Below are 24,857 nucleotides of genomic sequence, written 5' to 3' on the forward strand. Positions count from 1 at the left end.
ATAGCAAATTTCATTCCTCTTTTTTCTTCATCGCTAAGATGATCCATATTTTCAGTCTTTTTACCTTTATATTCACCTAATCTTGGTTCTACTACTTTTTCTGTTACTATAGTACCTATTATTGTTATTACTATAGTAGATGCTATTATAAAAAACCAATTTCCTGCTGGAGATACTTGATATGTTGGATTTATCATTTTTGCACCTTCAGTTGTTAATCCTGATAATAATGTGTCTGTTGGTCCAAAAATTAAGTTAGCACTAAATCCACCAGATACACCTGCAAAAGCAGCTGCAAGTCCAGCTATAGGATTTCTTCCCATACTTAAAAATACTACAGCTCCTAATGGAACTAAAACAACGTAACCTGCATCTGATGCTATACTTGATAATACACCAGCTAAAACTACTACTACTGTTATTAATCTTTTTGGTGTACTTAAAACTAATTTTCTTAAAACTGCTGAAATGAAACCTGTTCCCTCTGCAACACCTACTCCTAACATAGCCACTAGAACTGTTCCTAATGCTGCAAATCCAGTAAAGTTACTTACAGCTGATTCAAATATATATCTTATCCCCTCTGATGTTAATAAACTATTTACTGTAACTGTCATATCCTTTATTTCATTTGTAGCTCTATCTATCCCTGTATATACAACAGATACACCCATCTTCGCCATTATATGAGATAAAATTATTATGAATGTACATAATATTAAAAATATTGTAGCTGGATGCGGAAGTGAGTTTCCAACCTTCTCAATAAAGTTCAAAAAGCCCTTCTTCTCTTTGGTATTAGCCATTTTCTTTTCACTTATCATTTATTTCCCCCCTCTAAGACAATCAAGCAAATCTTTTCATTTTGCAAGTTATATATGTATTAAATTCATATGTTCTCCTATGAAATACATTTGTTTTTATATTAAAATATTATCATATTTTCCTCATTAAGTCATCTTTTTTTTGCATTTTTTTGTTAAATTTCTGTGTATTTTTATATTTTTAACCCATTTTAATTACTATTTTAATAATTTCTATTTTTTACAAGATTCTTGTTTTTTTCATCATTTTTTATTTCTCTTTTTTTCATTTTGTTGCAATTTACAGAATATTCAACTTCATAGACTTTATTTTTTAACTTTTAATTACGATTTTATATACATATTTACTTTAATTTTATTTTTATAATATCTTATTCTAAATATTAAAGATGAAATTAAACAAAAAAACTATTCAATTCAGTTTTATTTAAAATACTTTTTCATATAAATAAATTATATTTTTTTGTTTAAAGACAATTATAAAAAACCAGAAAAGAAAATTAAAATATAAAAAGAGGATGTATCAAATTACAGATACAGCCTCTCTCCTTTTATCTAGCTATATAGGTAGATGAAAAAATATATTAATCATCAAATAATTGTATTTCTTTTCAGTGTTAATTTATTTTTTAAGTATATGATTAATGTCCCTATTATAGCTCCTGTACTATCTATAATTACATCAGTAATTCTACCTGCTCTTCCAGGAATAAATATCTGATGAAATTCATCTGTACAAGCATATGCCACAACTATAATAAAACACATTATGTATAGTTTTTTATTTATGAAATAATCCCTTAAATAATTGTACAATAATAAAAACAATATTAAATACTCAGTTACATGTGCTCCCTTTCTTATAATAGTAATAGAAAAGTTTCCAAATACACTATTTAAATTTAAACCTATGCTACTAAGTAATTTTAATACAAAATCACTATGACCATTTGATATTTCGGCTGGCTTATTAGACATATAGAATATAAATCCCATCCATCCTAGTAATAATAATAAATTAATATTTTTTCTCGCTTTTGACACCATTTAATTCTAACCCCATTTAAATTATTTTATATAAAAAATAAAAACTTAGATAAAACTATAAAGTCTCATCTAAATTTTTATTATATCAAATATCATAGTTAATTAATAATAACATTATATGAATTTAGCTGGTTTTATAACTACTAAAGATTCTGCACTTCCTATATATCGTTCCCCTTCTTTTATAGTAGCTCCCTTTTCAGTTATTACATTTTCTAAAACAACATTATCACCTATTTTGGTATTTTGGAGTATTATACAATTTTTTAATTTTACACCCTCTCCAATATAAACTCTTCTTGATACTATGGAATTTTCTACTTTTCCTTCTATATAACATCCATTTGCTATTATTGAATTTACTACCTCACTATTTTCACAATACTTTGTTGGTGCTTCATCTTTAGTTTTTGTATATATAGGTTTACTATCATAAAATAAATCTTTAATTGCTGTTGGTTCTAATAATTTCTGATTCATATTATAATAGGAATTTAATGAGTTTATACATTGTAAATATCCTTTAAATTCATAGGCCTTAACATTTAATTTATCTAAATTATCTTTTATATAGTTCTTAACTTTTCTATTCCGCCCACATTTTATACAATTATATATTATATCTATAAATAAATCTGTTCTCATACAGAACATTTCCATACTTACATTTATTTCATTATTAGAACCTATATTTTTACCTATACTTTCAACTCTATTATCACTATTAATATCTAGTACATCACAGTCAATGAATTCCTTCTTTGCTGTATTTACAGACTTATACATTATAGAAATATCATTTTTACTCTTTTTATGAGCCTTTATAAATCCCCTAAAATCTATATTTGCTATCATATAAGAAGGTGCTAATAATACATATTCTTTTTTGCTAAGCTTAATACAATCTAAATTTTCTAAAAAACAGTGAACATCATCGTATGATGGCTCTTCATTTCCAAAATTAAAAAACTTTAATCCATCTTTTTTTCTATGCAAATCCCATGGTCTCCCATTTGCTAAATGGTCCATAAGGCTTCTTGATTTATTTTTAGTAAAAATAGCTATACTTTCTATTCCTGAATTAGTCATATTAGATAATATAAAGTCTATTATTCTATATCTTCCAGCTATAGGCACAGAAGCTAATGGTCTCTTTTTTACTAAAGCACCCATTCTATCTTCATTTTCATCTAAATTTATTATTCCTATGCAGTTTTCCATCTTATATTCCCCCTTACTCACATATTATTTCTCTATTTATTCAACTATAGCTCCCTCTTCAATTTCCTCTTTTGTTCCAATAACTGCTATATCATGTCCATTTCCTATTCTAGACTCTCTTCTCAAAGTAACGTCACTTCCTACTATAGCCTTATCTACTACAACCGATCCTTCTACTCTTGTTCCTGGCATAATAACAGAATTCCTTACTACGGCTCCCTTTTCTATCTTTACTCCATTAAACAATACAGAATTTTCAACTACCCCTTCAACTAAACATCCTTCTACAACTAAAGAATTCTTTATCTTTGCTGTTGGCCCTATATATTGTGCTGGAGCCATTGTATTTACTGAATATATTTTCCAATCCTCATCATATAACCCTAAATCACAATCAGCTTTTAACATATCCATATTTGCTTCCCATAAACTCTCAATAGTTCCTACATCCTTCCAATATCCCTTAAAAGGATATGCTACCATTCTCTTTCCACTATTAAGCATTTTAGGTATTATGTTTTTACCAAAGTCATTACTTGATGTTAAATCTCCTTCATCTTCTCTAAGATGCTTTTTTAAAACCTTCCAATTAAAAATATATATTCCCATAGATGCCTTATTACTCTTAGGTTCTTTAGGTTTTTCTTCGAATTCATAAATTGATAAATCTTCCCTTGTATGCATAATGCCAAATCTACTTGCCTCTTCTAAAGGAACTTCTAATACTGCAATTGTTGCATCAGCCTCTTTTTCTTTATGAAATTCTAGCATTTCACTATAATCCATCTTATAAATATGGTCCCCTGATAAAATCAAAACATATTCTGGATCATAGCTATCTATATATGGTATATTTTGATATATTGCATTAGCTGTCCCCTTATAACAATTACCACCGTTTTCACCTTGATATGGAGGCAATAACCCAACCCCTCCATCTCTTCTATCTAAGTCCCAAGGACTTCCTATACCTATATGAGCATGTAACTCCATTGGCTGATATTGAGTTAATACTCCTACTGTATATATTCCTGAATTTGAGCAGTTACTTAAAGGAAAATCTATTATTCTGTATTTTCCTCCAAAAGGTACTGCTGGTTTAGCTATTTTTTTTGTTAGAACACCTAGTCTTGAACCTTGTCCCCCTGCTAATATCATTGCAACTATTTCTTTCTTACTCATAAATTCCTTTTATCTCCCTCCACTGTTTTTAAGTTAATGTAGATTTATATATAAAGCCAACTAATCTGTTAAAAACTTTGCAGTATAGGCTAATGACTCTTCTAATAAAACTTGCCCATTTTCAAGGCCTTCTATCTTTCCTTCTAAATTACGAACTCTCTGGTCTATTCTTAGAACATTTTCTTTTATGTCATTCAATAATTTTTCACTATATGATATTTGATTACCATTTATATCTAAATAAATTTTTTCTGGTGGATTTCCACATTTAACACACTTTGCGTATATTTTATTATTTTCTATGTCCTTAAAAATTTTAAATTGCTCATTATTACATTTAGAACAATTAGATAATAATGTTAAATCATCATTATGATGATTTTCATAAGTATATGTGCTTTCACATTTATTACATGTTATTGTAAGAGTATTATTGTCATTACTTCTTATAAAAAAGCTATTTCCTGTACATCCCTCTTTTTCACAGACAACAGTTCTTATCACTTCTATTCACCTCCATAAATGATAAATATGCTTTAATGATTAAAAAGATTACTCATATTTAAATTTTCTATATTTAAAAGGAGTTTGTATTAATAATACAAACTCCTATATTATCTATATTTATTTTTTCTTAATTTTAGTACCTTAATTGACTATAATTTTGCATTGATAAGGATTTAATTTTATTACTGATCCATACTGATTAAAATCATAGTCTTCATAAGGAAATAATAAATTTTTATATTCCCCTATAACTTTAATTGTACTTGTGTTTATACACTGTTCTTTTGAAGTAGATGAATTAACAAGGAGAATTAATTTTTTATCTTTTAAATATCTTTCAAAACAAAATACTTTATCACTTATATAATGAGTTTTAAATTCTCCTCTTTTTATAACCTCATTATTGTTTCTGATAGCGCATACCTCTCTATAATAATCACTTATTTCAAAATTTTCTTTTCCCCAAGGAAAGGCTTTTCTATTATCAGGATCTTTACCTCCTGTTAATCCAACCTCATCCCCATAATATATAAGAGGAACCCCTGGGAGTAACATTTGAATTGTAATTGCTTCTTTTAACTGCATTATATTATTTTCTAATATAGTAAATATTCTTTCTGTATCGTGATTACCTAATAAATTCATAGTGGAAAAAAAGGCTTCCTTTGGATAATTTTCATATAAACTCATTATAATTCTAGAAATAGTCTTTGCATCCTTTTCTCCTTTTACAAAAGAAATTATGGCATCTCTTAAAGGATAGTTAGTTACTGAATCTAATTCTTTTCCAAAGAAATACTCTCTCTTTTTAGAGTAGCTCACTTTATTAGATGCGTCTTCCCAAACCTCTCCTATTAAAACATTTTCCTTATTATCAGATTTTATTCTTGTCCTTATTAATTTAATAAATTCATCCGGGAGTTCATCGGCTACATCTAATCTCCATCCACTCGCTCCAAGCTTAAGCCACTTTGAAATAATAGAATTTTTCCCTGTAACTATATACTTTAAATAACTTTCATTCAATTCATTCACATTAGGCTGATTGTCTATGCCCCACCAACATTCATATTTATCTGGATAGTTATAAAACCTATACCAATCATAATAAGGAGAATTGGGGGATTGATAAGCACCTAAAGAATTATAGTTTCCATACTTATTGAAATACTTACTATCATCCCCTGTATGACTAAATACACCATCTAAAATTATTCTAATGCCTAATTTCTTCGCTTCTATACAAAGTTCTTTAAAATCCTCTTCATCACCAAACATAGGATCTATTTTTTCATAGTCTCCTGTATCGTACTTATGGCAACTTTGAGCCTCAAAAATTGGATTTAAATATATTATAGATACTCCAATACTCTTTATATATTGTAATTTTTTTATAACCCCTTTTAAATTTCCTCCATAAAAATCCCATTTAGCTATTTTTCCATTCCAGTCTCTTATATACATAGGATCATCAGACCAGTCTGAATAAATAAAACTATTGTGCTTAGGATTATTTACAATAGAGTTTTCATTTCCATTAAAAAATCTATCTACAAATATTTGATATATTATTCCTTCTTTATACCAATTAGGAGTTTTGAAATTTTCATATACCGTAATTTGATATAGTTTAGGGTCTTTAAAATATACCTCTCCAACTCCTCCTAAAGATTTAGAGTTATTACCATAATAAACAGTAATCTTATCTTTTATTACTATAAAATAGTAATTTATTAAACCTACTGAATTTTGTGTATCTATAAAAGTGAAGTAAAAATTCTTTTTCCAACTACTTTTTTCATTGTCTCTAATCATTTTTATTAGTTCTTTTGAACCGTCAAATCTAAATAATTCTAACAATACCTCTGCATCATGCTCTAATTCTAAGTCTATTCTAACTTTTTCACCTACTTCTACTGCTCCTATAGGGCTTCTATAAAGTTCATCTTGTGAATCATGAATCATATAAAAATTATTCATAGGTTTCTATCCTTCCTACAACAAAATAACTTATCTTTTGACTATAGATTTTTAACTCTACCTAAATTAAGTTTTAGTCTATTGTGGTCTATAAGTTTTTATATATTATATTTGAACCCCATATTCCAGTAGCATACTCAGTTATTGTCCTATCTGATGAAAATATACCAGAGTGTCCTATATTGATTGCAGACATCCTTTGCCATACTGAAGAGTCTCTATATAACCTATCTACTTTCTCATTTGCCTTTATATAAGAATCAAAATCTTTTAACACAAAAAATTCATCATTATAGGTTGTTAAATTTTCATATATAGTTCTAAATCTTTCTTTATCTTTACAATAAGTTCCATCAACAAGATTATTAATAACTCTCATAAGTCTTTGGTCCTTATTACATACATCTATAGCTGAATATCCACCATTAGCATAGTAATTTAATACTTCTCTTTCTGTTAATCCAAATATTATAATGTTATCTTCTCCAACCTCATCCTTTATCTCAATATTTGCTCCATCTAAAGTAGCTATTGTTATAGCTCCATTCATCATAAATTTCATATTTGATGTTCCTGAAGCTTCCTTAGTTGTAGTAGAAATTTGCTCACTTAAATCAGTTGCTGGAATTATTGATTCCGCTAAAGATACATTATAATTTTCTAGAAAAACAACCTTTATTTTCTTATTCACTCTTGGGTCATTATTTATCATTTCTCCTACACTATTTATGAGTTCAATAGTTTTTTTCGCTAAATAATATGAAGGAGCTGCCTTACCTCCAAAAATAAAAGTTCTAGGAACTATATCAAGATTAGGATTTTCTAAAAGGTCATTATATAAATTCATTATTTTTAAGCAATTCAATATTTGTCTCTTATAAGCATGTATTCTTTTAACTTGTACATCAAAAATAGAATTAGGATCTACATTTATTCCCTTTCTTTCTCTTATTATATTTGCTAATTTAATTTTATTGTTTAACTTGATAAATTTAAGTTTTTGTTGTACAGAACTATCATCAGCATACTTTAAAAAGTTTTCCATATCCATTGGATGTTTGATAAAGCTATCTCCAATAGTTTCTTTTAACAAATTAGTTAATTCTGGATTGGATTTTAATAACCATCTTCTATGTGTTATTCCATTAGTTTTATTGTTAAATTTATTTGGATATAAATAATAAAAATCTTTCATTTCTTGTTTTTTTAATATTTCTGTATGCAATTTTGCAACTCCATTAACACTGTGCCCTCCTACTATAGCAAGATGTGCCATTCTTACATAGCCATCACCTATTATAGCCATCTTCGAAATTTTATCCCATTGACCTGTATATTTCCCCCAAAGCTCTTCACAAAATCGCTTATTTATCTCTTCAACAATCATAAATATTCTAGGTAATAGTTTTTTAAACATGTCTACAGGCCATTTTTCTAAGGCTTCTGATAATATAGTGTGATTAGTATAAGCCAAGGTATTATTAGTTATTCTCCAAGCAACTTCCCAAGGAAGATCCTCTTCATCAACTAATATCCTCATAAGCTCAGGTATGGCTAGAGCTGGATGAGTATCATTTATATGAATAGCTATTTTTTCATCAAATTCTTTAATATTTCCTCCATGTTTTTTAAAATGTCTTACTATACTTTGTATTCCTGCTGATACGAAGAAATATTGTTGTTTCAATCTTAATTTCTTACCTTCATAAAAAGAATCATCTGGATATAAGACGTGTGAAATTGCTTCTACAGAATTTTTATACTCTATAGCTTTTAAAAACTCTCCTCTACTAAAGGAAGAAAAATCAAATTCATTAGATACAGGCTCTGCACTCCAGAGTCTAAGGTTATTTACAACATCATTCTCATAACCCACTATAGGAGTATCATAAGGTACTGCTAGAACTGGTTCATAGTTTATATGAGTAACAGTTAATTTTCCATTTGCTTGTTCTAACCTTACCTCTCCACCAAATTTAACAATTTCAGCTTTATCAGATTTTCTTATCTCCCATACATTTCCTTCTCTAAGCCAATTATCTGGCGCCTCTACTTGAGCATTATTTATAATTTTTTGTTCAAAAAATCCGTATTTATACCTTATACCACATCCATGTCCTGGTATATTTAAAGATGCCATAGAATCTAAAAAGCAAGCAGCTAATCTACCAAGCCCACCATTACCAAGACCTTGATCTTGTTCAAATTCTTCAAGATCACTTAACTTTATACCAAGTTCATTTAATGCTTCCTTACATATGTCTCTTATTCCTAGATTTAAAAGAGTATCACCTAATAACCTTCCCATTAAGAATTCCATAGAGAAATAATATACTTGCTTTTCTCCTGACTTACTATATCTCTTATTAGTATCTAACCACATTTTTGCAACATAATCTCTAATCAGGCTTCCTAAAGCCTCATATTTATATAAATTATTTCCTTCATCTAATTCCTTCCCATGAATCTCTAGAAATTTTTGTTTATAATCCTTTTTAAAAGTTTCCTTATCTATGACTAGCATTAAATACCTCCTGAAATTGATTTATGGGTTTTCTTCGCTAAATCATTAAATCTTCATAAAGCTTTTTATATTCCATAGCTGATTTGCCCCAACTATTTTCAGAATTCATGGCATTTCTTATTATTGCATTCCATTCATTCTTTCTATAATAAGTTCTTATGGCCTCTTCTATGGCATTTATTAGCTCCTGTGCACTATAGTTGGCGAAACTAAAACCATTCCCTGTTATATCATATTTATTATATGGTGATATTGTGTCTTTAAGTCCTCCTGTTTCTCTAACGATTGGTATAGTTCCATATCTTAAAGAAATTAATTGACTTAATCCACAAGGTTCAAAGGCAGATGGCATTAAAAACATATCTGATCCTGCATAAATCTTATGAGCTAAATTATTATCAAAGAATATATTAACTGAAACTTTATCATTATATCTATATTTTAGCCCTCTAAAATGCTCTTCATATCCTCGATCACCAGTTCCTAATATAATTAATTGAACATCATTTTGAAGTAATCTATCCACAATATTTATTATTAAATCTATTCCCTTTTGATTAGTTAACCTAGAAATAATAGATATAACTGGTATATTGTCTCTTTCTGGCAATCCTAAGTCTCTTTGAAGTCTTCTTTTATTAACATATTTTTGCTCTATATTATTTATTGAAAATTTATTGTATATTAAGTTATCAGTTTCTGGATTATATTCATCATAATCTATACCATTTAATATTCCAGAAATATTTCCACTCTTCCACCTTAATAATCCATCAAGACCTTCCCCATACCAGCTTGTCTTTATTTCTTCCACATAAGTTTTACTAACAGTGGTTATCCTATCTGAGTATTGAATAGCTCCTTTCATAAAGCTTACTCCACCACGGCATTCTAACATTCCATTATTAAATTGTTCCATATCATAGCCAAAAAGCTCTGGTAATATGGATGGACTAAAGATACCTTGAAATAGTAAATTGTGTATAGAAAAAACAGTTTTCATATTCTTATAAAAATAATCCTTTTTATACTCTAGCTTATGAAGTACTGGTATCATTCCACATTGCCAATCATTACAATGTAATACATCAGGACACCAATTTATATTTTTTAAAGTTTCAAGGACTGCCCTATCAAAAAAAGCAAATCTTTCACCATCATCTGCATATCCATAAAGTCCATCTCTCTTAAAGTAATATTCATTATCTACAAAATAATAAGTGATTCCATCAATATACAGCTTTAATATTCCACAATATTGTTTTCTCCATCCAACATTAACCTTAAAATTAGTTAAGTATTGCATATCATTTTTATATTGGTACTTTATATCTTTAAATTTAGGAATTATTACTCTTACGTCATTTCCTTCTTTAGCTAATGCCTTAGGTAATGCACCCATAACATCTCCTAACCCTCCTGTTTTTATAAAAGGATGGCATTCAGAAGCAACGAATAAAATTTTCATAATCAAATTTCCCCCTCTAAATTTACATATATAACTTCCATATTTTCTTCAATACTTTTTATAAGTCTTAAATTTTCTTTAATACTTTCTTCAATACCTTCTTCAGTGATTTTAACTATATCTTTCTTTAAAAGATCTGGCTCTAATACTTTCTCTTTTAATATATTTTCTTTTAATCTTTCTTCTTTTTCTGACTCATCTTTTGTTATTATTGTTTTTTCCTCTATAAATTCTTCAATACCCAAAATTAAAGTAGCCATAGGAGGTACACTTATTTCTATAGAAAATTTTTCACTATGATAAGGTTTGTTATCAGCCTTCACAAATCCTTCTAAACACTTTCCTGAACCTCCAAATTTAGCGCTATCTGTATTAAAGGCTTCAAAATAATCAGCCATAAAAGGAACTCCAATTCTATATTTCTCATAATATTGAGAAGTAAAATTACAAACAAATATTAAAGTATCTTTTGGTGATAAGCCTTTTCTCATAAAAATAAATATACTTTGATTTCCATTATTTGCATCAATCCATCTAAAGCCTTCATAATCATAATCCTTTATCCATAAAGCACTATTATTCTTATAGAAATTATTTATTTCTTTATAAAATTCTTGTGTTTGTTTATGCATAGGATACTTATCAATTAAATCCCATTCTAACTCTTCATAATCTCTCCACTCTATAAATTGTGCAAACTCATTTCCCATAAAGCTTAATTTTTTACCTGGATGTCCTATCATATAACCGACAAAAAGCCTTAAGCCCGCGAATTTATTCCAATAATCTCCCCACATTTTATCTACTAAAGATTTCTTTCCATGGACAACTTCATCATGAGAAATTGGTAATATAAAATTTTCGGAATAATTGTACATCATAGAAAATGTCATTTGATTATGATGATACTTTCTATATATAGGATCTAATTCTATATATTTTAATGAATCATTCATCCATCCCATATTCCATTTAAAATTGAATCCTAGACCTCCATCCTTTACTGGATGTGATACCTTTGGCCAAGCTGTAGATTCTTCAGCAGCCATAATTATATTTGGATAAGACTTTAAAATATTTTTATTAAGGCACTTTAAAAACTCTATGGAATCTCTATTATCTGCTGATCCATCAGCATTAGGTTTCCATTCTCCTTCTTCTCTTCCATAACTCAAGTAAAGCATATTAGCTACTGCATCAACCCTTAATCCATCAAAATGGAACTCTTCAATCCAATAAAAGGCATTTGAAATTAAAAAACTTCTTACTTCTGGTCTTCCAAGATCAAAATTCGCTGTTCCCCATCCTTTATTTTCAGCTTTCCATTCCTCAGTATATTCATAGGTAGCTGTACCATCAAATTTATAAAGTCCATGTTCATCTTTACAAAAATGACCTGGAACCCAATCTAAAATTACCCCTATATTATATTTGTGGAATTCATCAATTAATTCCCTAAGTCCATTGGCATTTCCATATCTACTTGTTGCTGCAAAAAATCCTGTTACTTGATATCCCCATGAACTATCTAAGGGATGTTCCATTATAGGTAGTAACTCTACATGCGTATAGCCCATTTCACTAATATATTTAGGCAATATATGTTTCAACTCTCTATAAGTCAAAAATTCACCATCTTTTTTTCTCCAAGAGCCCAAGTGAATTTCATATATATTCATTGGTAACTTTGTAATATCACTTTTTTCCCTAAGTTCAATCCATCTTTTATCCTTCCATTTATATCTATTCTCATTAACTACTATAGATGCTGTATTTGGTCTCAATTCAACAGCTTTTCCATAAGGATCAGCTTTCAAAGTTTCTTTAAGTCCAAATTTACTTTTAACAGCATACTTATATGCTACTCCTGCTTTTATACCTGGAATAAATACAGTCCATATCCCCATATGATTTATTTTCTTTAAAGAATATTTTTCATCACTTTTCCATGAATTAAAATCCCCTACAACACAAATACTTTCTGCATGTGGTGCCCAAGTTGTAAATCTAACTCCTTTTCTCCCATTTTCACTAATTATATGTGCTCCCATAAATTTATAACATTCATAGTGCATCCCTTTATGAAAAAGATGTATATCATAGTCTGTAATTTGTACCCCCACTCAAAAATCCCCCTCTTTTAATCCTCTATAACCTTCTAATTTTTCTTATGTATAAAAAATTTTAATAGATAAACATTTAAATTACATCTCTAATAATATGTACTAATCTCTTCATTTATTACATATCCTTTTAAAATTTCTATATATACAAGGAATAAGTATAAAACTATCTCCTTAAATTCCACTTAATTCTAAATAGGTAATTTTCCTCTTATAATATAGAAAAATAAATGTAGACTTAATTCAGGTAGAGTTTTGACTCTATCTGAATTCTTAGTCAAAGGTGAAGCTGTAATACTCTTATTTTTTATAAGTAGAAGTATTAGATCCTCTAGCTATCAGATAAAAAAACACCAAGCTTGAAATTTATATTCAAACTTGGTGTTACATAAAATCAAATTTTCTAATATAAAGCTTTTTCAGTTAAATTTATAATAATCAACATGAATTTTCTCTTAAATTTATCTAAAAAACTGTATCTACTTATCTTAGGCTTATAGAAACTCTAAATATTACAAATGAAGTACTATAATCCCTAATTATTTTTTGTTCTTTCCCTTTTAATTTCATTCTCAATTTTTTTAATAGCTTCATCTAAAGTAAAATATTCCTTCCCAGCTAAAACTAAACTTCTTTTTCTCAATTTTAATTTGGTAAGTTCATCTTCTAGCTTACTTAGATTCACCATTTTAATACACTCCTATTATACTCACAAATTATTTAATTTCTATATTAAAGTAATTGTATATTAAAGTAATCTTAACTTAAAGTTATATCATTTTTCTCCCTTTTTAATTTCATAAATCCATAAACAGGTATACCTAATAAAAGTAATACAAATCCATACATTACAACTTCAGCTCCAGATGCTATTATACCCCATATAGAAAAAGCAAACCCAACAAGACATCTTATAATTAGCAATGTATAGTTCTTAAAAGTTCTTTCTTTTTCATCAACAACTAATAATAATATTTCAGCAATAGTTGAAGATGCATATATAGGCAGATAACTTAAAGTTGCTAAAAGTACTATAAAGTTATATGCTCCAATTAACCCTTTTGTAAAATTCATTATAAATATAATATTTATAAATATAGATCCTATTATCAAAGATATATACGGGGTCCCATATTTAGGATGTAGCTTTGAAAAAGCCTTAGGAAATATACCATCTTCTCCAGCTGCAAACCCAACTCTAGCTGTAGATAAAAGCCACCCTAAAGCAGTCCCCAATATACTTATGGCTATAGCAATATTTAAAAATGTTATATTTTTTAATCCAAGTGCTGATTTTATTATATCAGATATAGGTGCTGTACTATTGGCTAAATTACTTTGGCTCATTGCTCCCATAGCAGCAATACTTATAACAATGTACAACACTGTACTTATAAGCATACCTAATATAGTACTTCTTTTAACGTTTTTCTCTGGGTTTTTTATCTCTCCTCCTGCTACTGTTGCAGTTTCTAGCCCCATAAATGCCCATAAAGTAACAGCAGCTGCTGCAGGAATTGTTTTAAGACCTAACCCTTCATTGCTTATACTAGAAGTTATATTATTAATATCAAAATTAAAAAAAGCGATAACTATAAAAGACAAGAAAAGTATAACCTTGAATACTGTTATAAAAGCTGCTATATTACCAGCAAACTTAGTTCCCCTAATATTTATATAAGTACATATCCATAAAATTGCTGTACAAAATAAAAATCCTAGTAATGGATTACTTGTCAATCCTCCTATAACCTGACCTAAATATGTAGCTACGACAATAAATATAGTAGCATTTCCAATCCAAGATCCATTCCAATAAAGCCATGCTGTTATAAAGCCCCAAAAATCCCCAAATGCAATTCTTGAATATTCATAGACTCCACCAGTTTTAGGTATTTTAGATCCTAAATTAGCAAAAGTTAAAGATAAAATAATTGCTCCTATTCCAGTAAAAATCCAAGCCATTATACTAGCTACTGGAGTCGAAACCTGTGCTAAAGTTGCTGGTAACATAAAAATACCTGACCCCATCATATTACCTATAACTAAAGCAGTTGCTGTAAATAAACCAATTTCTTTTTTTAGTCCTTTTTTTTCCATTAATAACTTAATCTATTATTTATAATATGAGTTAATATTAAATCATATACTAAAATAACAATTTAATTCTTTTCACAAAATAAATAACGTAGACTTTCCCCCTATGTTTTTTCTTATATACTCTATTATACCGTGCTTCTTTACCTATCAAGGTTAATTTATTATATTTTCATTTTTAATTAATAATATTTTTAATTTATACATAATAATATTTTTAAATATAAAAAAAAAGACTATCTTAATAGATAGTCTTTTTGGTGGAGATAAAGAGATTCGAACTCTTGACCCCCTGCGTGCAAGGCAGGTGCTCTCCCAACTGAGCTATACCCCCATATGGTGGACCTTCAGGGACTCGAACCCCGGACCTACCGGTTATGAGCCGGTTGCTCTAACCAACTGAGCTAAAGATCCATGACCTGGCGACAACCTACTCTCCCACACGGTCACCCATGCAGTACCATTGGCTTTCTTAGGCTTAACCTTCGTGTTCGGAATGGAAACGGGTGTTACCCTAAGAAACATAACCACCAGATTACATAATAATTATAAATCAGTTAATAATCTTTGTCAATACTTTTTTCAAAAAATTATTCTCTGAAAATTGCACTAAATATGTGATTCTATTTATTAGATCAAGCCCTCGACCTATTAGTATCGGTCAGCTGAACATGTTACCATGCTTACACCTCCGACCTATCAACCTTGTAGTCTTCAAGGGGTCTTACTAGATTACTCTATGGGAAATCTTATCTTGAGGGGGGCTTCACGCTTAGATGCTTTCAGCGTTTATCCCTTCCCGACGTAGCTACCCAGCTGTGCTCCTGGCGGAACAACTGGTACACCAGAGGTCAGTCCATCCCGGTCCTCTCGTACTAAGGACAGCTCCTCTCAAATTTCCTACGCCCGCGACGGATAGGGACCGAACTGTCTCACGACGTTCTGAACCCAGCTCGCGTGCCGCTTTAATGGGCGAACAGCCCAACCCTTGGGACCTACTTCAGCCCCAGGATGCGACGAGCCGACATCGAGGTGCCAAACCTCCCCGTCGATGTGAACTCTTGGGGGAGATCAGCCTGTTATCCCCGAGGTAGCTTTTATCCGTTGAGCGATGGCCCTCCCACGAGGAACCACCGGATCACTAAGCCCGACTTTCGTCCCTGCTCCACCTGTATGTGTCGCAGTCAGGCTCCCTTCTGCCTTTGCACTCTTCGAACGATTTCCGACCGTTCTGAGGGAACCTTTGGGCGCCTCCGTTACTTTTTAGGAGGCGACCGCCCCAGTCAAACTGCCCACCTAACAATGTCCTGTGACCAGATTCATGGCCTCCAGTTAGAATTCCAGTACTATCAGGGTGGTATCCCAAGGTTGGCTCCACTAAGACTGACGTCCTAGCTTCAAAGCCTCCCACCTATCCTGTACAGACAATACCGAAATTCAATGCTAAGCTACAGTAAAGCTCTACGGGGTCTTTCCGTCCAATCGCGGGTAGCGAGCATCTTCACTCGCACTACAACTTCGCCGGATTTGCAGTTGAGACAGTGCCCAAATCATTACGCCATTCGTGCGGGTCAGAACTTACCTGACAAGGAATTTCGCTACCTTAGGACCGTTATAGTTACGGCCGCCGTTTACTGGGGCTTAAGTTCATACCTTCGCTTGCGCTAAGCATTCCCCTTAACCTTCCAGCACCGGGCAGGCGTCAGCCCCTATACATCAGCTTACGCTTTAGCAGAGACCTGTGTTTTTGCTAAACAGTTGCTTGGGCCTATTCTCTGCGGCCTACTCTCGTAGGCACCCCTTCTCCCGAAGTTACGGGGTCAATTTGCCGAGTTCCTTAACTGCAATTCTTCCGCCGGCCTTAGGATTCTCTCCTCACCTACCTGTGTCGGTTTGCGGTACGGGCACTACTTCTCTCTCTAGACGCTTTTCTTGGCAACGTGGAATCAGATACTTCAGCTCCGTAGAGCCTTCCCCATCACATCTCAGAATTGTTAAGGCGGATTTGCCTACCTTAACTCCCTAAATGCTTAGACTAGCTAATCCAACAGCTAGCACATCCTATCCTCCTGCGTCACGCCATCGATAATAACGATGGTAGTGGTACTGGAATATCAACCAGTTGTCCATCGCCTACGCCTTTCGGCCTCGGCTTAGGTCCCGACTAACCCTCAGCGGACGAGCCTTCCTGAGGAAACCTTAGGTTTTCGGCCTGTGAGATTCTCACTCACATCTCGCTACTAATGCCAACATTCTCACTCGTAATCAGTCCACCACTCCTTACGGTATGACTTCAGCCCGATTACGACGCTCCTCTACCACTTGAATAAATTCAAGTCCGTAGCTTCGGTGGTAAGTTTAGCCCCGTTACATTTTCGGCGCAGGATCTCTCGACTAGTGAGCTATTACGCACTCTTTAAATGAGTGGCTGCTTCTAAGCCAACATCCTAGTTGTCTTAGAAATCCCACATCCTTTCCCACTTAACTTACACTTTGGGACCTTAGCTGACGATCTGGGCTGTTTCCCTTTTGACCACGGGTCTTATCACTCGTAGTCTGACTGCCGGGGTACGAGTATCTGGCATTCGGAGTTTGATAAGGTTCGGTAAGCGCTATGCCCCCTAGCCCATTCAGTGCTCTACCTCCAGTACTTAATTACCCGACGCTAGCCCTAAAGCTATTTCGAGGAGAACCAGCTATATCCGAGTTCGATTGGAATTTCTCCGCTATCCACAGCTCATCCCATGCTTTTTCAACAGCAACGTGGTTCGGTCCTCCACGAAGTTTTACCTTCGCTTCAACCTGGCCATGGATAGGTCACCCGGTTTCGGGTCTACGACATGCTACTAGTTGCCCTATTCAGACTCGGTTTCCCTTCGGCTCCGTACCTTAAGTACTTAACCTCGCAACATATCGTAACTCGTTGGCTCGTTCTACAAAAAGCACTTCATCACCCTCATAAGGGGCTTTGAACGGTTGTAGGCATACGGTTTCAGGTTCTATTTCACTCCCCTCCCGGGGTTCTTTTCACCTTTCCCTCACGGTACTGCTTCACTATCGGTCATCAGNTGCGGGTCCATCTCATAGCGAATAAATCCTTTGATCACTAAATGATGCCATCTAATGATGTTATGCGGTATTAATCTCCCTTTCGGAAGGCTATCCCCCACTATGAGGCAGGTTACCCACGTGTTACTCACCCGTCCGCCGCTAATCCATTTCCCGAAGGAAATTTCATCGCTCGACTTGCATGTGTTAGGCACGCCGCCAGCGTTCATCCTGAGCCAGGATCAAACTCTCAAATAAAAGTTTAATCTCAAGCTTTCGCTTTTAATTTAAAAACATAAAAGAATTGCTGGTTTATAATAAATTCGTCTGTTTAATTTTCAAATATCATTTTTTACTCTGTCACCCTCAAGCGACTTTCTTAGTTTATCACTTAAGCTTTATTATGTCAACACTTTTTTTCATTTTTCTTAACTACATTGTGTTAACTTGTTTGCCTCAGCGACGTGTTTTATAATATCACGTTAATATACTCCAAATTTTATTATTTTTCTTTATTTTTTTAATATATTATAAAAACTTTGCATATTTTCTTAACTTTTCTCCTATTTTTATATGTAGATACACGAGGATATGTATACTTAGTTTTAATAAGTATATATATCCTTATTATTAATTAATTCCATCAGACTATCTACTATTAAATAAGTTTTTAATTGATTTTTTGAAACTAAACATATTGTTTTTTTCTTTCTTTTCTATATTACTTAAAAAATTACTTAGTAACATAATAGGTTCAAAAGTATTAATTGTATCCTCATAGCCTTCATATATTCTTTTCTTTATGCTCTTATTATTAAAATCTAATAATCCATCTTTAATTCCGCCATTATCACACTTCATAGGTCTTATCTCTATTATTTTCGTATTAGGAAAATTATCTTTATCTATACAGTCAGTACCATGTAAATAGGATATTATTATTAAATCACACCCTGTACCATAAACAGGCTGCACTGGTATGTTATCAACCATGCCACCATCTAAATATCTTTTCCCACTTATCTCTTCTGCTTCATAAATGCTTGGAATAGCTGATGTAGCTAATATTATTTTTTTTATTTCCTCTAATGAGTATTCATTATATTTAAAGTATTTAGCTTTTAAATCATCCACTTCTGTACAAGTAGCATAACATTCTATATTAGATTGTTTTATTTTTTCAATATCCAAATACTTATTTATAACTTCTACTATGCCTTCCTTCGAAACATTTCCCTCTTCTAATACCCTAGGCATATATTTTTTTATAAAAGGTATATTTTTAGAACCTATAGTTAACATTACTCCTCTTTTAAACAACTCAAAGTTATCTATAGGCAATACCTTTTCCATGGATATCTCATACCAAATTTCCTCTGCAACTTCTAAATCTCCTTGCATAAATAGTATTGCATTTAAAGCTCCTATTGATGTTCCAGATACAACACTTATATGTTTATCAATATTTAATTCCCTTAAAGCCTTCCAAATACCAATTTGATAAGCTCCTCTTGCTCCTCCTCCTGCTAATACTAAACCTATTTTCATAAACAAAAGACCCCTATTATTATATCTTCTTATTTATTTTATTCATTATAATTAATGCTGTGTCCTCTATAGCTCTTTGAGTTACATCTATTGTAGTACATCCTAATCTTTTAATTACTCTATCTGCAAAGTCTAATTCTTCTAATATTCTCTCATCTGATGCATATTTTATATCTGATGATATTCTGTGGAATTTATCTAATCTTTTCTTTCTTATTTCAATTAATTGAAATGGATCAATAGTTAATCCAAAGATTTTTTTTCTATCTATTTCATATAACTCATCTGGTATACCTACCTCTGGCATTAAAGGAATATTTATAGCCTTTATTCCCTTATTAGCTAAATACATACATAATGGTGTTTTAGATGTTCTAGAGAGACCTATTAATATTACATCTGCATTTTTAAGTCCTCTATAATCTTTACTATCATCATACTGCATTGCAAATTCCATTGCTTCAATTCTAGAATAATATACCTCATCAGTTTTCCACATAGCTCCTGGATTATAATCTGGATATTCATTTAATATTGCTGATGCCACATTTATTATAGGACCTAATACATTTATTATATTTATATTGTTAGCTATACACCTTTGAGTCAAATATTCTCTTAAATTTACAGTAATTATAGTAGAAACAATCATAGCCTTTTCAGTCTTTATGACCTTCTCAACAACCTCTTCCACATCCTCTAGTGTTTTCACATAAGGTATTCTTTCAACCTTAACTTTTTCTTCTTTAAACTGACTTGCTGCCGCCTTTGCTACTTGTTGCGCTGTTTCTCCTATAGAATCTGATATTGCATAAATTATCAACATTATAATCCCTTCTTTACTTATTATATTAATCTATCTAATAATATTATTTTCCCATTATTTTTTTGCTATTATTAATAAATGTTCTGTATTCTCTCTAAACTCTTCCATTTCACACTTTTCTGCAGCTACTTTTAATATGTTTAAGTATATATCCCTATTATTTAAATAATGATTAGTTACTTTACTAGACATTCCACTTAAAAAACTTTCAGCCCCTGCATAACTTAATATACTCAATCCACTTTCATTTACTTCATCTATAGCTTCTTTTGGCATTGAAAAATAAGTTTCTGTAAAAGAATTATCTTTTCCATAAGAATTACTATAAAAATATTTATAGATATTATCTAAATCCCTAAATTCCTCATAAAAATCAGTAACACCACTTTTTAAAACTCCTAAAGTATTTAAATAACTTATAATTATAACTCCATCAGGCTTTAATATTCTTTTACATGCTTTTAATAGATTTATTCTTTCTCTTTTATTGGTTATATGATACATAGGTCCTAATAATAAAATACCATCATATGAATTTTCTAATTCATATTGAAGATTTCTAGCATCTCCACATATATATTTATCTGCTCTTAACCCATTTTCCTCTATATGACTTTTGGCTAATGTAATAGAATTTTGAGATATATCCATTAATGCTACTTTATAATCACTTTTTAAAAGTTCCATTGAATACCTTCCTGGTCCTGAACCAATATCAAAAATCACTCCATTATCAGGAAAATATTTTTTTATTATATATAAAGTACTAAAAAACTCAATTCTATTATAAGGATCATCCAATCTTCTCAATTCATTGATACAATTTTGGTCATAATAATCTCTTACCTCATCACTCATAGTATCACTCCTTTTCCTAAAAAATACTATATTTTTATTATTATGTCAACGTAACTATTATTCTGTTCATAAACTTCATAAAATTATTATTTAATTTAATTATTCATATATGGTAAAATTTACTTATGATTCAATTTAGGGGGTTTTCAATGAATAAAGAAAAATTACTTACCATATTGATTCTTCCATCAATGTGGCTTTTATATATTTTCTTTGAATTATTTGCGGGAAATTTATATGATTTAAATACCTTACTATTTAATTTTATCTTATTGATTCCACTTGTACTTATAGGTTTCTATTTTTACAAAGCAAATTTAAAACATCATAGTGGAATTTCAAGAAAAAGTCTTACAATATTTTCAATCTTACTAATAGCAATAGACCAGCTCACAAAAATAATTATAAAATTATATTTTTTTGATTATAAGTTTTATATAATTCCAAAAACTTTATCATTTAATCCTATAATAAATACATCAGGTTCTTGGTTAAATGTAAGATTTAAAACTAATATAAGTTTTTCAATTTTAATACTTATAAACTTTATAGCATTGTTTATATTTTTAGAACTATATAGATATTTCAAAACTAAAAACATAAAAGGTTTTTATGCTGACCTTTGCTTTATATTCATATTTGCAGGTTCTTTTTGTTCATTAGTAGATAAATTATTCTATGGGGGAAGTTTAGACTTTATTGGGGTAGGTTCTTTATTTATAGCTGACTTTAAAGATATCTTTATAAATATAGCTATTTTTCTATTCCTAATGGCATGTTATAAAAATGACTTTTTTAACAATAACGAAGAAACTAGTTTTAAAGAAGATTTGGATAGCATAAAAAAATTTTTGAATTTTATAGTATTGGATTTAAAAAAATTAATTAAATTAAGATAAATGTAGAGTTAAAAGTTTAATTTCATCTGAATTTTAAAAGAAGCTATCTAAAAATACACATCTATTTAGCTTAAATTATATTGTTACAAACACTAGCTATAAGATAAAAAACATCTAGATTATTTTTATAATCTAGATGTTTTCTCTATTTTAAGTCATTGTAAATGCTTGACTAGGTTGTTGTTGCAATTGATTTAATGCAGCTTGTTCCTGTTTCTGAACTGATGTTAATGGTGCATCTGGTTTTAAATTAATTATGCTACCATTTGGCTGACTTAATGGATCTTGTGTTGGATCCTTTTTAGCCGTTGTATCGTCTTTAGCTTTATCATCAGTTTTATTTTTATTATCATTTTTATCTTTATTATCAGTTGCTTGAGAATTGTTTTTATTATATGCTTCAAATTGTCCATTATTAAGTAAATTCCAATCATTTTCAGCAATATTAATATTATTGAATGATTTCATCCAAGTTGGAGCAAATCCTAAAGCATTATTTGATACTGGAATAACATTAAACTTAGTTGCAAGTTGTAATTGAGTTTTTGGTCCTGCTACAAATTCCATAAATAATTCAGCAGCACTTAAATTCTTTGTTCCATTTACTATAGCAGCCCCTTCTATCATTAAAGGAGAACCTTCTTTAGGATTAACTATAGTTAATGGATTTCCAGCTTGTATAAGCGCTTGTACCTCATTCATTGGAGCAAAAGAAATTGGTGTTGCTTTATTTTTAAGTATGTTATTTGTATAGTCAGTTATATTTGTAGTACTAACAGCCTCATTAGTTTTTAATCCATTTTCAAATTGTTGACCTGTAATTTTATTAGCATCAGAATTATGTTGTGCATCCATTAATGCCATTATATTTGACATATAATCACTATAATCAGGTGCAAGAATCACTTTTCCTTTATTACCTTCTGAAGTTAAATTACTCCAAGATTGAGGTGCATCCTTCGGTAACATATACATATGATTATAAAACATTACAATAGGTTCTATACTAGTTCCATACCAATAACCATTGCTACCTTTATATAATGGACTTATATCACCATCAAAGTTAAAGTTTGCTTTTTCTAGTAAACCTGCTGAAGCCATACTATTAAGCTCTTCTGCACTACCACCATAAACAAAATCAACTTTACCTTTATTTTCTTCAACAGCTTGCTGTAGATTTGATACAATTTGATAATTTACAGTTATTCCTGTTTGCTGCTTAAATTCATTTGCAATATATTGCATCTCATTGTTACTAACAGTAGAATAAACAGTTATTTCTTTTGGTAAAACTGCTGCTTTTAATGCTTTATTTCTACTAGAAGTGAACCATGCTATACCTGTACTTACGATTAGTATAGCTACAAATAGAGCTATTAATTTCTTCACTTTTTCTTTCCTCCGATTTATAATTTCTAATTATAATTATCTACTTTTGTCATCTCTATTAGTGTATCAGATTTTATTCGCAAGAAAAAGGACATATGAATTACAATTTTCACTTTTTCTTCTTTAGTTTGAATAAATAAAAAAACCATATAAATCATATTTATATGGTTTCTATAATAATGCTAAGCAAGTTTTTCTTAATAAAAAGCCTCTCTAGTTTAGAGAGGCTTGGTGGCTCACCGGGGAATCGAACCCCGGACACCATGATTAAAAGTCATGTGCTCTACCGACTGAGCTAGTGAACCATATGACCTGGCAACAACCTACTCTCCCACACGGTCACCCATGCAGTACCATCGGCTTTCTTAGGCTTAACCTTCGTGTTCGGAATGGGAACGGGTGTTACCCTAAGAAACATAATTACCAGATTAGAGAATTTGTTCTCTGAAAATTGCACTAAATATGTGATTCTACTTATTAGATCAAGCCCTCGACCTATTAGTATCGGTCAGCTGAACATGTTACCATGCTTACACCTCCGACCTATCAACCTTGTAGTCTTCAAGGGGTCTTACTAGATTACTCTATGGGAAATCTTATCTTGAGGGGGGCTTCACGCTTAGATGCTTTCAGCGTTTATCCCTTCCCGACGTAGCTACCCAGCTGTGCTCCTGGCGGAACAACTGGTACACCAGAGGTCAGTCCATCCCGGTCCTCTCGTACTAAGGACAGCTCCTCTCAAATTTCCTACGCCCGCGACGGATAGGGACCGAACTGTCTCACGACGTTCTGAACCCAGCTCGCGTGCCGCTTTAATGGGCGAACAGCCCAACCCTTGGGACCTACTTCAGCCCCAGGATGCGACGAGCCGACATCGAGGTGCCAAACCTCCCCGTCGATGTGAACTCTTGGGGGAGATCAGCCTGTTATCCCCGAGGTAGCTTTTATCCGTTGAGCGATGGCCCTCCCACGAGGAACCACCGGATCACTAAGCCCGACTTTCGTCCCTGCTCCACCTGTATGTGTCGCAGTCAGGCTCCCTTCTGCCTTTGCACTCTTCGAACGATTTCCGACCGTTCTGAGAGAACCTTTGGGCGCCTCCGTTACTTTTTAGGAGGCGACCGCCCCAGTCAAACTGCCTACCTAACAATGTCCTGTGACCAGATTCATGGCCTCCAGTTAGAATTCCAGTACTATCAGGGTGGTATCCCAAGGTTGGCTCCACTAAGACTGACGTCCTAGCTTCAAAGCCTCCCACCTATCCTGTACAGACAATACCGAAATTCAATGCTAAGCTACAGTAAAGCTCTACG

The 24,857-nt window shown here is 31.5% G+C and carries 16 protein-coding genes, 3 tRNA genes, 3 rRNA genes and 1 other annotated feature (1 of these 23 only partly in view); of the genes, 1 reads left to right on the forward strand and 21 read right to left on the reverse strand.

Translation table 11 applies throughout. The features are described from left to right. The 17 genes from ARA19_RS00985 to ARA19_RS01065 form a co-directional block, all read right to left on the reverse strand. Nucleotides 1-806 carry the 5' portion of an AbgT family transporter gene (locus ARA19_RS00985; RefSeq protein WP_055069119.1) on the reverse strand. 733 nt of this gene lie to the left of the window's left edge, so only the first 806 of its 1,539 coding nucleotides appear in the window; it begins with the start codon at nt 804-806; its stop codon lies off the left edge, out of view. Nucleotides 807-1,415: 609 nt separating this feature from the next. Continuing rightward, nucleotides 1,416-1,871, reverse strand: coding sequence for a VanZ family protein (locus tag ARA19_RS00990; RefSeq protein WP_055069106.1), 456 nt, complete (start codon nt 1,869-1,871; stop codon nt 1,416-1,418). A gap of 114 nt (nt 1,872-1,985) precedes the next feature. Beyond that, the gene (gene glgD / locus ARA19_RS00995) at nt 1,986-3,092 is read right to left on the reverse strand and encodes a glucose-1-phosphate adenylyltransferase subunit GlgD (protein WP_055069107.1); all 1,107 of its coding nucleotides are present in this window, start codon (nt 3,090-3,092) and stop codon (nt 1,986-1,988) included. A gap of 36 nt (nt 3,093-3,128) precedes the next feature. Then, nucleotides 3,129-4,274, reverse strand: coding sequence for a glucose-1-phosphate adenylyltransferase (locus ARA19_RS01000; protein ID WP_055069108.1), 1,146 nt, complete (start codon nt 4,272-4,274; stop codon nt 3,129-3,131). 60 nt (nt 4,275-4,334) lie between these two features. Further along, the gene (locus ARA19_RS01005; protein WP_055069109.1) at nt 4,335-4,778 is read right to left on the reverse strand and encodes a hypothetical protein; all 444 of its coding nucleotides are present in this window, start codon (nt 4,776-4,778) and stop codon (nt 4,335-4,337) included. A 144-nt stretch (nt 4,779-4,922) separates the two neighbouring features. Then, a complete protein-coding gene (locus ARA19_RS01010) occupies nt 4,923-6,761 on the reverse strand; it encodes a glycoside hydrolase family 13 protein (RefSeq protein WP_055069110.1) in 1,839 nt (612 codons plus the stop codon). 88 nt (nt 6,762-6,849) lie between these two features. Continuing rightward, the gene (locus ARA19_RS01015; protein WP_055069111.1) at nt 6,850-9,285 is read right to left on the reverse strand and encodes a glycogen/starch/alpha-glucan phosphorylase; all 2,436 of its coding nucleotides are present in this window, start codon (nt 9,283-9,285) and stop codon (nt 6,850-6,852) included. A gap of 37 nt (nt 9,286-9,322) precedes the next feature. Next, entirely contained in the window at nt 9,323-10,753 is a 1,431-nt protein-coding gene (gene glgA, locus ARA19_RS01020) for a glycogen synthase GlgA (protein WP_055069112.1), read from the reverse strand. Between the two features lie 2 nt (nt 10,754-10,755). Further along, nucleotides 10,756-12,876: a 1,4-alpha-glucan branching protein GlgB gene (gene glgB / locus ARA19_RS01025; RefSeq protein ID WP_278321654.1), complete on the reverse strand. Its 2,121-nt coding sequence runs from the start codon at nt 12,874-12,876 to the stop codon at nt 10,756-10,758. Nucleotides 12,877-13,411: 535 nt separating this feature from the next. Then, nucleotides 13,412-13,564 (reverse strand): hypothetical protein, encoded by a 153-nt coding sequence (locus ARA19_RS17330; RefSeq protein ID WP_157452206.1) that lies wholly within the window; start codon nt 13,562-13,564, stop codon nt 13,412-13,414. A 71-nt stretch (nt 13,565-13,635) separates the two neighbouring features. After that, nucleotides 13,636-14,976 carry an APC family permease gene (locus ARA19_RS01030; protein ID WP_055069113.1) on the reverse strand — a complete coding sequence of 447 codons (1,341 nt, stop codon included), beginning with the start codon at nt 14,974-14,976 and terminating at the stop codon, nt 13,636-13,638. 255 nt (nt 14,977-15,231) lie between these two features. Next, nucleotides 15,232-15,307 (reverse strand) — tRNA-Ala (locus ARA19_RS01035). 3 nt (nt 15,308-15,310) lie between these two features. Further along, nucleotides 15,311-15,387 (reverse strand) — tRNA-Ile (locus ARA19_RS01040). Between the two features lie 3 nt (nt 15,388-15,390). Continuing rightward, nucleotides 15,391-15,508: ribosomal RNA gene (gene rrf / locus ARA19_RS01045) — 5S ribosomal RNA — on the reverse strand. A 96-nt stretch (nt 15,509-15,604) separates the two neighbouring features. Then, nucleotides 15,605-18,232: a sequence feature (most likely nonfunctional fraction of RNA operon), on the reverse strand. Nucleotides 18,233-18,669: 437 nt separating this feature from the next. Beyond that, nucleotides 18,670-19,569: a patatin-like phospholipase family protein gene (locus tag ARA19_RS01055; protein ID WP_055069114.1), complete on the reverse strand. Its 900-nt coding sequence runs from the start codon at nt 19,567-19,569 to the stop codon at nt 18,670-18,672. A 19-nt stretch (nt 19,570-19,588) separates the two neighbouring features. Next, entirely contained in the window at nt 19,589-20,395 is an 807-nt protein-coding gene (locus tag ARA19_RS01060) for a pyruvate, water dikinase regulatory protein (RefSeq protein WP_055069115.1), read from the reverse strand. 54 nt (nt 20,396-20,449) lie between these two features. Beyond that, nucleotides 20,450-21,253 (reverse strand): class I SAM-dependent methyltransferase, encoded by an 804-nt coding sequence (locus ARA19_RS01065; protein WP_055069116.1) that lies wholly within the window; start codon nt 21,251-21,253, stop codon nt 20,450-20,452. A 149-nt stretch (nt 21,254-21,402) separates the two neighbouring features. Here ARA19_RS01065 and ARA19_RS01070 point away from each other — a divergent pair, with 149 nt between their 5' ends. After that, nucleotides 21,403-22,152: a signal peptidase II gene (locus ARA19_RS01070; protein ID WP_055069117.1), complete on the forward strand. Its 750-nt coding sequence runs from the start codon at nt 21,403-21,405 to the stop codon at nt 22,150-22,152. A 150-nt stretch (nt 22,153-22,302) separates the two neighbouring features. Here ARA19_RS01070 and ARA19_RS01075 read toward each other — a convergent pair whose 3' ends face one another. From ARA19_RS01075 to ARA19_RS01090, 4 genes are all read right to left on the reverse strand, one after another. Further along, complete coding sequence (locus tag ARA19_RS01075; RefSeq protein ID WP_055069118.1) at nt 22,303-23,544, reverse strand: ABC transporter substrate-binding protein; 1,242 nt, start codon at nt 23,542-23,544, stop codon at nt 22,303-22,305. A 229-nt stretch (nt 23,545-23,773) separates the two neighbouring features. After that, nucleotides 23,774-23,849 (reverse strand) — tRNA-Lys (locus tag ARA19_RS01080). A 5-nt stretch (nt 23,850-23,854) separates the two neighbouring features. Continuing rightward, nucleotides 23,855-23,972 (reverse strand): 5S ribosomal RNA (rrf, locus tag ARA19_RS01085). A gap of 50 nt (nt 23,973-24,022) precedes the next feature. Beyond that, a 23S ribosomal RNA gene (locus ARA19_RS01090) occupies nt 24,023-24,857 on the reverse strand; the annotation flags it as partial.

This window comes from Clostridium massiliamazoniense (genome assembly GCF_001403635.1).
Lineage (GTDB): Bacteria > Bacillota > Clostridia > Clostridiales > Clostridiaceae > Sarcina > Sarcina massiliamazoniense.